Source organism: Methylobacterium sp. NFXW15, assembly GCF_049887755.1.
Lineage (GTDB): Bacteria > Pseudomonadota > Alphaproteobacteria > Rhizobiales > Beijerinckiaceae > Methylobacterium.
Window position 1 is genome coordinate 86,941 of record NZ_JAGEKG010000012.1, and the last position, 9,110, is coordinate 96,050.

Annotated in this window: 11 protein-coding genes; 6 read left to right on the top strand and 5 right to left on the bottom strand. The window is 66.7% G+C overall.

The window, feature by feature from the left end; all coding sequences use genetic code 11:
- Window position 1: 1 nt before the first annotated feature.
- From soxB to J4O73_RS21445, 5 genes are all read left to right on the top strand, one after another.
- On the top strand, window positions 2-1,681 hold the full coding sequence (gene soxB, locus J4O73_RS21425) for a thiosulfohydrolase SoxB (protein WP_426220691.1): 1,680 nt from the start codon (window positions 2-4) through the stop codon (window positions 1,679-1,681).
- A 53-nt stretch (window positions 1,682-1,734) separates the two neighbouring features.
- Window positions 1,735-3,042, top strand: a complete 1,308-nt coding sequence (soxC, locus tag J4O73_RS21430) for a sulfite dehydrogenase (RefSeq protein ID WP_426220692.1) — start codon at window positions 1,735-1,737, stop codon at window positions 3,040-3,042.
- The gene (locus tag J4O73_RS21435) at window positions 3,026-3,703 is read left to right on the top strand and encodes a c-type cytochrome (protein ID WP_426220694.1); all 678 of its coding nucleotides are present in this window, start codon (window positions 3,026-3,028) and stop codon (window positions 3,701-3,703) included. Before soxC ends, J4O73_RS21435 begins: the two co-directional genes overlap by 17 nt.
- Window positions 3,703-4,650, top strand: a complete 948-nt coding sequence (locus J4O73_RS21440; RefSeq protein ID WP_426220696.1) for an MBL fold metallo-hydrolase — start codon at window positions 3,703-3,705, stop codon at window positions 4,648-4,650. The genes J4O73_RS21435 and J4O73_RS21440 overlap by 1 nt, the downstream gene beginning before the upstream one ends.
- Before the next feature lie 63 nt (window positions 4,651-4,713).
- Window positions 4,714-5,175: a hypothetical protein gene (locus J4O73_RS21445; protein ID WP_426220698.1), complete on the top strand. Its 462-nt coding sequence runs from the start codon at window positions 4,714-4,716 to the stop codon at window positions 5,173-5,175.
- Window positions 5,176-5,203: 28 nt separating this feature from the next.
- On the opposite strand, the gene J4O73_RS21450 is transcribed toward J4O73_RS21445, so the two are convergent.
- From J4O73_RS21450 to J4O73_RS21465, 4 genes are read right to left on the bottom strand one after another with little or no spacing between them, the layout of a single operon-like run.
- Window positions 5,204-5,767, bottom strand: coding sequence for a hypothetical protein (locus tag J4O73_RS21450; RefSeq protein ID WP_426220700.1), 564 nt, complete (start codon window positions 5,765-5,767; stop codon window positions 5,204-5,206).
- A gap of 32 nt (window positions 5,768-5,799) precedes the next feature.
- Window positions 5,800-6,519, bottom strand: a complete 720-nt coding sequence (locus J4O73_RS21455; RefSeq protein ID WP_426220702.1) for a cytochrome c biogenesis CcdA family protein — start codon at window positions 6,517-6,519, stop codon at window positions 5,800-5,802.
- Between the two features lie 7 nt (window positions 6,520-6,526).
- Window positions 6,527-6,916 (bottom strand): thioredoxin family protein, encoded by a 390-nt coding sequence (locus J4O73_RS21460; protein WP_426220704.1) that lies wholly within the window; start codon window positions 6,914-6,916, stop codon window positions 6,527-6,529.
- Between the two features lie 44 nt (window positions 6,917-6,960).
- A complete protein-coding gene (locus tag J4O73_RS21465; RefSeq protein WP_426220706.1) occupies window positions 6,961-7,761 on the bottom strand; it encodes a pentapeptide repeat-containing protein in 801 nt (266 codons plus the stop codon).
- Between the two features lie 187 nt (window positions 7,762-7,948).
- Here J4O73_RS21465 and J4O73_RS21470 point away from each other — a divergent pair, with 187 nt between their 5' ends.
- The gene (locus tag J4O73_RS21470; RefSeq protein ID WP_426220707.1) at window positions 7,949-8,623 is read left to right on the top strand and encodes a Crp/Fnr family transcriptional regulator; all 675 of its coding nucleotides are present in this window, start codon (window positions 7,949-7,951) and stop codon (window positions 8,621-8,623) included.
- 29 nt (window positions 8,624-8,652) lie between these two features.
- Here J4O73_RS21470 and J4O73_RS21475 read toward each other — a convergent pair whose 3' ends face one another.
- Window positions 8,653-9,039, bottom strand: a complete 387-nt coding sequence (locus J4O73_RS21475; RefSeq protein ID WP_426220709.1) for a rhodanese-like domain-containing protein — start codon at window positions 9,037-9,039, stop codon at window positions 8,653-8,655.
- Window positions 9,040-9,110: the final 71 nt, after the last annotated feature.

Here is a 9,110-nt window from a genome sequence, read left to right on the forward strand (position 1 = left end):
TATGACCTCCCGCCGCGACTTCCTGCAGATCGCCGCCGCCACAGCGGCCCTGGTGCCGACAGGCTGGACCCGCGCCTTCGCCCAGCAGCGCCTGACCCAGGACGATCTCCTGGCCTTCGAGCCGATGGGCAACGTCACCCTGGTCCACCTGACCGACATCCACGCGCAGTTGCGGCCCGTGCTGTTCCGCGAGCCCTCGACCAATCTCGGGGTGGGCGAGGCGCGCGGTCAGGTCCCCCACGTCACCGGACGCGCCTACCTCGACCTCTACGGCATCCCCGGCGGCTCGCCGCTGGCCTATGCGCTGACGCCGGAGGACTACGTCGCCTTGGCCCGCAGCTACGGCCGGATGGGCGGCCTCGACCGCATCGCCACGGTGCTCGACGCGATCCGCGCCGAGCGCGGCGACAAGGTGCTGTTCCTCGACGGCGGCGACACTTGGCAGAACAGCTACACCTCGATGGTGAGCAAGGGCCAGGACATGGTCGACTGCATGGCGCTGCTGAAGCCAGACGCCATGACCGGCCACTGGGAGTTCACCCTCGGCACCGAGCGGGTGAAGGAGATCGTGGACGGGCTCGGCTGCCCGTTCCTCGGCCAGAATGTCCGCGACGCCGAGTGGAACGAGCCGGCCTTCGAATCCACCAAAATGTTCGAGCGCGGCGGCGCGAAGGTCGCGGTGATTGGGCAGGCCTTCCCCTACACGCCCATCGCCAACCCTCGCTGGATGATCCCAAACTGGTCCTTCGGCATCCGTGAGGAGGATGTGCAGGCGAGCGTCGACAAGGCCCGGAAGGACGGCGCTGACCTCGTCGTGCTGCTCTCCCACAACGGCTTCGACGTCGACCGCAAGCTCGCCTCGCGGGTGAAGGGAATCGACGTCGTCCTCACCGGCCACACGCACGATGCGCTGCCGCAGGCGGTGAAGGTCGGCAACACCCTGCTCATCGCCTCGGGCAGCCACGGCAAGTTCCTCACCCGCGTCGACCTCGATGTGCGGGACGGCGCCGTGAAGGGCTACCGCTCGAAGCTCATCCCGATCTTCTCCGATGTCATCGCCCCGCAGAAGGCGATGGCGGCCAAGATCCAGGCGATTCGTGCACCCCATGACACGATGCTGAGCCAGGAACTCGGGCGGACCGAGGCCCTGCTCTACCGGCGCGGCAACTTCAACGGCACCCTCGACGATATGATCTGCGACGCGCTCTTGTCCGAGCGTGAGGCCGACATCGCGCTCTCGCCCGGCTTCCGCTGGGGCACGACCCTCCTGCCCGGACAAGCGATCACCCACGAGGACGTCTACAACGCCACCGCCATCACCTACCCGGCGGCCTACCGGATGCCCATGACCGGCGCCCGGCTGAAGGAGGTGCTGGAGGACGTGGCCGACAACCTCTTCAACGCCGATCCCTACTACCAGCAGGGGGGCGACATGGTGCGGGTGGGGGGCGTGTCCTACGCCATCGACGTCGCCCGTCCGGCTGGCAGCCGCATCTCCGACCTCACCCTGCTGCGCACCGGCAAACCCATCGAGGCCGGCAGCAGCTACACCGTGGCAGGCTGGGCGAGCGTCAATGAGGGGACCGAGGGTCCGCCGATCTGGGACGTCGTCGCCTCGCATATCAAGGCCAAGGGAACGGTGAACCCGACGCCCGCGCAGGTCACCGTCCGTGGCGCCTAGTCGTCTTCAAGATATTCACACATTGCCATACTTGAAACAGTTCGGAGAGACCGATGTCTGAACCGAAGCCGCGCCCCGATCCGTCCGGGCCGACCTCCCGCCGATCCTTCCTGCGCACCGGCCTCGCTCTGGGCGGAGCGGTCGGCGCCGGGGTGGGAACCGGGGCTTTCGCGGGCCGTGCGGCGGCCGCCGCACCGGATGCGAAGAACCTGCCGCCGAACGTGCCGGAATGGTCGCAATCCCTCGGTGACGGTGTCGTGAGCCGACCCTATGGCCACCCCTCGAAGTTCGAGGCGGACGTGATCCGCCGCGACGTTGAATGGCTGACCGCCTCTCGCCAGAGCTCGGTGAGCTTCACGCCGCTGCACCAGCTTGAGGGGATCATCACCCCCAACGGCCTCGGCTTCGAGCGCCACCATGGCGGCATCGCCGAGATCGACCCAGCCGAGCACCGGTTGATGATCCACGGCCTCGTCGAGAAGCCGCTGATGCTGACGCTGGAGGACATCAAGCGCTTCCCCCGCGTCAACCGGATCGCGTTCCTCGAATGCGCGGCCAATTCCGGCATGGAGTGGAAGGGCGCGCAGCTCAACGGCTGCCAGTTCACCCACGGCATGATCCACTGCGTCATGTACACGGGCGTGCCGCTCAAGCGCCTGCTCGAAGAGGTGGGTCTCAAGACGAACGCCAAGTGGCTGCTGCCGGAGGGGGCCGATGCGTCGGCCATGACCCGCTCGGTGCCGATCGAGAAGGCGCTCGACGACGCCATCGTCGCCTACGCCATGAACGGCGAGGCGCTCTATCCCGAGCACGGCTATCCCCTGCGCCTCGTCCTGCCCGGCTGGCAGGGCAATATGTGGGTGAAGTGGCTGCGCCGGATCAAGGTTGGCGACGAGCCCTGGCACACCCGCGAGGAGACCTCGAAGTACACGGCCCTCATGCCGGACGGACAGGCGCGGCGCTTCACTTGGGCTATGGACGCGAAGTCCGTGATCACCAATCCGAGCCCGCAGGCGCTCATCCACGGCAAGGGCTTCACCGTGCTCTCGGGCCTCGCGTGGTCGGGACGCGGGGCGATCAATGGCGTAGACGTCTCCCTCGATGGCGGTCGTAACTGGCGCGCCGCCCGCCTCGACGGTCCGGTCCTCGATAAGGCGCTGACGCGCTTTTATTACGAGTTCGACTGGAACGGTGAGCCGCTGCTGCTCCAGTCCCGCGCCAGGGACGAGACCGGCTATGTGCAGCCGACCAAGGCGGCGCTGCGCCAGCATCGCGGCCTGAACTCGATCTACCACAACAACGGCATCCAGACCTGGCACGTGCTGCCCACCGGGGAGATCGAGAATGTCGAGGTCGCGTAACCTCATTCCAGCCGTCCTTTCGGCCATTCTCCTCGCCGCGACGCCGGTGGCGGCCGAACGCCTAAACATCGGCCGCGCGGCAACGCCCGAGGAAATCAAGGGCTGGGACATCGACGTGCGGCCGGACGGCCAGGGGCTTCCGGTCGGCAAGGGCACGGCGGCACTCGGTGAGACCATCTTCCAGGAGCGCTGCGCCAGCTGCCACGGCGAGTTCGGCGAAGGCGCGGGCCGGTGGCCGGAACTCGCCGGCGGATCCGGGACCTTGAAGTCGGAGAACCCGGTCAAGACCATTGGGTCCTACTGGCCCTACGTCTCGACCGTCTTCGACTTCGTGCACCGGGCGATGCCGTTCGGCGCGGCCCAGACCCTGACGTCGGACGAGACCTACTCGGTCACGGCCTATCTCCTCTATCTCAACGACATTCTGAAGGATCAGGATTTCGAGGTGAACGAGAAGAATCTCGCCAGCATCCGCCTGCCGAACGAGAAGAACTTCTTCATGGACGACCGCGAGACGGCGGAGAAGGAGTTCTGGACGGCTAAGCCCTGCATGACCAACTGCCTGGCCAAAGAGGCGACCATCACAAGCCATGCGCGCATCCTCGACGTGACGCCCGACAAGGCTGCCGACTCCGCGAAGAAGGCGCCGCCGGTCCAATGATGACCGGCGCCCCTATCCCAGGATCGCGCTGCGACAGGCGTCTCTTCATGGCGGGGCTTGCGGCAGGCCTCGCGAGCGCGTGGCCGACCAACGGCGCGTCGGCCAACCCGGCGGAAGCACTGAAGGTCGGCGGCGCCTCCATCGAGACGGCGAGCGACGGCACGCTGTCCTCCTCCCTCGCGTTCATGCTGCCCAATACGCCGCGCGAGGAGGTGCAGACTGTCTTCAAGGTCGAGGGCCAGCGCGCGGAGGCCGCCCCAATCCCGACGAACGCGAGCCTCGTGCGGATTGGTTCGGAGATCATCCTGATCGATGCTGGCTCGGGCAACTCATTTCAGCCGACGGCAGGCAAGCTCGCAGAGTCGTTGGAAAGCCGGAACATTTCGCGCGAGGCGATCACCCAGGTCGTGTTCACGCATGCCCATCCCGATCATCTCTGGGGTGCGATCGACGATTTCGACGACAGCGAACGGTTTCCCAATGCCCGCTACGTGGTGCCGGCGGCAGAATGGGATTTTTGGACCCGCGACGACGTCGAGAACCTAGTGCCCGACTGGCTGAAGGGTCTCTCCGTAGGCTCGCGACGGACCCTGCGCCGTCTTGAGTCGAAGATGGAGCGTCGTAAGCCCGGCGAGAGCATCGCTCCCGGCCTCACCTACGTCGCGACGCCGGGGCATACACCCGGCCACGCCTCCGTACTCATCGAAGCGGGACGGGATCAGGTACTGATCGGCGGGGATGCCCTAAGCCATGGCGTCCTGTCGTTCCGGCGTCCCGCCTGGGCGTTCGGAAGCGATCTCGACCGCGACCTCGCTTCCCGCACCCGCCTGAACCTGCTGGACCGGTTGGCGAACGAGCGGATGACGCTCGTTGGCTTTCATCTCCCGGGCTCGGGCGTCGGACATGTCGAGCGTGCAGGCGACAGCTATCGATTCCTGCAGACCTGACGAGAGGGTTCCAAAAGGAGCGCGCGTCCTGGATCAGGATCGTTCGACAACGGAGGGGACGAGATGATGCTGTCGCGCAGGGGCGTCTCCGGTTTGGCCGCGCTGCTGGCCGGACTCGGGGCGAGCAGGGCCACGGCGGCTCCGGCAACCGGCCCGAAGACCCACCGGGTCGCGATGCAGGTCAGTTCCCGCGAGGGCGGCGTGTTCGATCTCGCCCTCAACAATGCGGTCAACCTCGCGCGCGAATACAGCGAACAGGCCGAGGAACTGGAAGTCGAGATCGTCGCCTATGGCCCAGGCCTGCACATGCTGCGGGCCGACACATCGCCCGTGACGGCGAGGATCCATTCCATTAGCGAGAGCGTGCCCGGGATCGTCCTCTCGGCCTGCGGCAACACAATCAAGGCTATGGAGAAGGCCGAGGGACACCCTTTGGAACTGCTGTCCCACGTCGGCATCGTTCCAGCGGGGGCGGTCCGTCTCGTGACCCTTCAGGAAGCAGGTTGGAGCTACCTGCGCGTTTAACTGGGTCCGGTGGGGCGACTTGCTTGTCTCAGCGGATGACAAGCGCCTCAATCCAACGGGCGCCTGGAACAATGTCCGCACGGGCAGCCTGATCGAACGGGGGCACGGAGGGATCCTGGGGCGGAGCCGCGATGTCGTTGAGGTCCACCGCCATCGGCCTTCCAACTAGCCCGTCCTCCGTTTTCTGAAGAGCGTAATAGAGGCCGTTGCTTAACTTGGCTCCGTAGTCGGCCGGCGCCTTGTAGAGGAAGAGCAGGGCGTGCTCCAGCCACGTGAAATCGCCCGCGCGGACCGTTTCCGGATTCGCGTAGGGATAGGGGACGTAGCACTGGACCTCGGGCCCCTCGACGCATTTGAACTCGCGCATCGACAGAAAGAAGTCCTTGAACTTCGTCCGGTCGATGGCGACGGCGAAACGAGTGGCGTCCGGCTCCGGGGTGAACGTCACGGTGCCGATTGGGACGGACGTACCGTCGCGGGTTCGTAGCTCAAGCTGCTTCGTGCCGACCATTTCCCAAGCATGTGCCGGACCTGCAATCCCGAGGGGGAGGGCAGCGTAGAGCAGGCAGGTCCGAAGTAAGTAGGGTCGCATGGGGTGGGCTCTGGAGGCGGATACCATCGAGGTCACAGGCGGGTCGTCAGGTTGGTGAGCCAAGCCGGCGAGGCGTTGACAAGGACGGTCTCCGCAGTCTTGTCGTAGCCCGTGGCGATCATCAGGCCGGTAGCCGCGAGGATGGCGCCCAGGGCGACCTTCAGCCCCTTGCCGAGCCCCATCATCCGGTCGCGCCAGCGCATCAGTACCTCGCGGGACAGCGTGCCGAGGAGCAGGAGCGGAAGAGCGGCGCCGATGCCGAACAGAAGCATCGTTGCCGCCACCGTACTCAGGTCTCGCCCCTGCGATGCGAGTAGGGACGCGGCCCCGAGGGTCGGCCCCACGCAGGGGCTCCAGACCGCCCCGAGTAGCAGCCCGACCCCAAACTGTCCCAGGAGCCCGGCGGTCGAGAAGCCACCGAACCGGCTCTCGGTCCAGTTGCTCACCGGGCCGGCGGCGACGGCAAGCCGGGTCTGGGCGGCCGGAACCATCAGGACGAGCCCGATCAGGACCAGCATGATGGCCGCGACGGTGCGGAAGACATCGGCGTCGAGGCCGAGGGCGAACCCTACGGTCGCCACGAACAGCCCAATGGCCACGAAGGACAGCGCGAGGCCGGCAGCCAGGGCTGCAGGACCGAGCCTGTGTTCCGATGCCGCCGCCCCCAGAACCAGCGGCAGTAAGGGCAACACGCATGGGGACAGCACCGAGAGGATGCCGGCGAGGAACGCGAGGCCGAACGTCGTGGCCATGGCCGGCCTACAAAGCCTTCTCGACGGCGCCCTCGATCCACTCTGGCTGGGTGTCGCCGACTGAGCGTCCCGTCTCCTTCTCACCCTTGAAGGTGATCAGGGTACTCTGTGTCGTCACGCCGAACCGCTTCAACACGTCCTTGCGGCTGTCGAAGTCGACATCGAATACCTGGAGATCCTTGAACCGGGGCTGTGCTTCTAGCTTGGCCAGGATCGGCTTCTGGGCCGCGCAGACGGTGCACCACGGCGCAGTGACATGGACGAGGATCGGCTTGCCTGCCTTCTGGGCCGCCTCGAATGCATCAGGGGTGAAGACCGCCTCGGCGGCATTCGCGGCCGTACCGAACAGCAGGGGAGCGGCGGCCAGGGCGCCGAGCAGGAACCGACGGGTGGTCATGGGCTGTCTGTCTCCTTGGTGATGGGTCGAGGCGAACGGGCGGCTCAATTGGATGCCTGGGTGACGGCGCGGTCGACGTTCACACGCTCGGCCCAGTCCTTGGCCTCGGACTGACCCTTGAGGTCGATCAGCCGGGCACCGCTAACGTCCACATTCTTGAAGTCTGCGCCCGTAACAATTGCGCCGGTCAGGTTCGCCCCGGACAGGTCCGACCCCATCAGAACCACGTCGGTGAGGTCGGCATCCGTGAGGTTGGCGTATTCAAGCCGCGACCGGCCGAGATTGGCTCCCTTCAGGTTCGCGCCGGAGAGGTTTACCGACACGAACACCGCCCGCATCAGGCCCATGGACTGGTTCTTGATATCGGCGCCACCCTTGAGGTCGACCAGCGTCGCACCGCTCATGTTGGCGCCCTTGAAGTCGCCGATTGGCATGGACCGGCTGAGGTCGGCCCCGCTGAAATTGGCATCGCGGGCGGTTATGCCGAACATCTTCGCGTCCGCGAGCTTGGCACCGGACAGATCCGCCTTGATGAACCACGCCTGTTCGAGGTTCGCGCCGCTGAGGTCGGCGCCGCGCAGGTTGGTCTTGTTTAGGCGGGCGGTCCGCAGGTTCACACCACGCAGGCTCAGCCCGGAGAGGTCGAGGCCGGACAGGGACTTGTCATGCAGGTCGATGGGCTTGCCGTCCGCGGCCTTAATCATCGCCTCGATGTCGGCGCGGCTCATCTCGGCCTTGGTCATGGCGGGCGATGACATGTCGGCCCCGAGCAGCAGGTCCTGTTCGGCTGCGGCGGGGCTTGCGGCAAGGACGGCGAGCATGAAGCTCAGGGCGAGGCGGCGCATCGGTTTTACTCCCGGTGGGCATCACGCATGGTGGGTGCCCTTATCGTGTTCGTTGTGTCGCGATGCTATGCCGAGCCGCTGCACCCGGTCGGTGACCCAGGTCACACAAGTCCAGAGCGGCGGGAGAAAAACGCAACGCGAGCCGGACGATCAGCCCGTCGTCGTGGCCGGGGGGGACTACGCCGCCATGATGGATGCCCAGAAGGTCGAACGTTGGATCGACCGGTTTCCGCTGCTCCAAGCTCTCAGCCCGGCGCACTTCCAGATCGCCCGGGGGACGGTGCACTTCCCGGTTCTGGACGCGGGCGCCATCGCCTACGAACTCGATGGCGAGTGCGCCAACTACCTGATGTGCCTGGAGGGGCGCACGCGCATCTTCCGCATGTCGGAGGGTGGGCGTGAGGTGCTGATCTACAAGGTTGGCCCCGGCGGGACCTGCGCCTTGACCACGCAGTGCCTCCTGTCCGGCGGCACGTTCCCGGCGCAGAGCATCGCCGAGGAGCGGACCGAACTCGCGGCTCTGCCAGTGAGCACGTTCCAACACCTGATGGGCGAGAGCGCCGCCTTCCGCAGCTTCGTCATGGACGACTACACGCGGTTGATGTCCGGCCTGTTCACGCTGATCGATGAGGTCGCGTTCGCGCCGTTGAAGCAACGTCTCGCGCAGCGGCTCCTGGCCGAGGCCGATCCGCGAGGTGTCGCCGCGGTGACCCATCAGAAGCTCGCGGACGACATCGGCAGCGTGCGTGAAGTCGTGAGCCGCATCCTGGGGCAATGGGCCGAGGCGGGCCTAATCGAGGTCCGGCGCGGCGCGGTCGAGATCGTCGACCGCCCAAACTTGGGGGCCGCCGGTCGCAAGTGACCTGCGGCTTGTCGGTTTGCCAGTCCCGATTAGGCTGGCTCGACAGTGCCGCCGGCCTTCGCCAGCGCCGGGAAGCCGCCCGCGACATGGGCGACCGGCCCGAGGCCCATGTCAATCAGGGTCTTGGCGGCCAGGGCCGAACGGTTGCCGGAGGCGCAGTAGAGAACCAGGCGCCGGCCCCCGCCGAGCTCGGTCCGCTGGGTCGGGCTCGCGAGGTCGGCCTGGAACTCAAGGAAGCCGCGGGGGACGTGGACGGCGCCGGCGATCCTGCCGGTCTTGGCCAACTCCTCCCCTTCGCGCACGTCGACGAGCACCGTGTCCGGCTGGCCGACACGTGCCAGCGCCTCCTCGGCCGAAAGAGTCTCCACCTCCCGGTTGGCCTGGGCCACCAAGTCCTTCGCGCTGATCTTTGCCATGGTGACCTCCGTCATTCGCCCCACGCCGCGCCGTCGAGGGCGTCGAGCGGGATCTTCAGGTAGCGGCGTCC

Coding starts and splice junctions, on each gene's coding strand:
- J4O73_RS21435 (WP_426220694.1), top strand. CDS start 3,026: ATGTCGAGGTCGCGTAACCTCATTCCAGCCGTCCTTTCGGCCATTCTC.
- J4O73_RS21455 (WP_426220702.1), bottom strand. CDS start 6,519: ATGGCCACGACGTTCGGCCTCGCGTTCCTCGCCGGCATCCTCTCGGTG.
- J4O73_RS21465 (WP_426220706.1), bottom strand. CDS start 7,761: ATGCGCCGCCTCGCCCTGAGCTTCATGCTCGCCGTCCTTGCCGCAAGC.
- soxB (WP_426220691.1), top strand. CDS start 2: ATGACCTCCCGCCGCGACTTCCTGCAGATCGCCGCCGCCACAGCGGCC.
- J4O73_RS21440 (WP_426220696.1), top strand. CDS start 3,703: ATGACCGGCGCCCCTATCCCAGGATCGCGCTGCGACAGGCGTCTCTTC.
- J4O73_RS21445 (WP_426220698.1), top strand. CDS start 4,714: ATGATGCTGTCGCGCAGGGGCGTCTCCGGTTTGGCCGCGCTGCTGGCC.
- J4O73_RS21450 (WP_426220700.1), bottom strand. CDS start 5,767: ATGCGACCCTACTTACTTCGGACCTGCCTGCTCTACGCTGCCCTCCCC.
- J4O73_RS21460 (WP_426220704.1), bottom strand. CDS start 6,916: ATGACCACCCGTCGGTTCCTGCTCGGCGCCCTGGCCGCCGCTCCCCTG.
- soxC (WP_426220692.1), top strand. CDS start 1,735: ATGTCTGAACCGAAGCCGCGCCCCGATCCGTCCGGGCCGACCTCCCGC.
- J4O73_RS21470 (WP_426220707.1), top strand. CDS start 7,949: ATGATGGATGCCCAGAAGGTCGAACGTTGGATCGACCGGTTTCCGCTG.
- J4O73_RS21475 (WP_426220709.1), bottom strand. CDS start 9,039: ATGGCAAAGATCAGCGCGAAGGACTTGGTGGCCCAGGCCAACCGGGAG.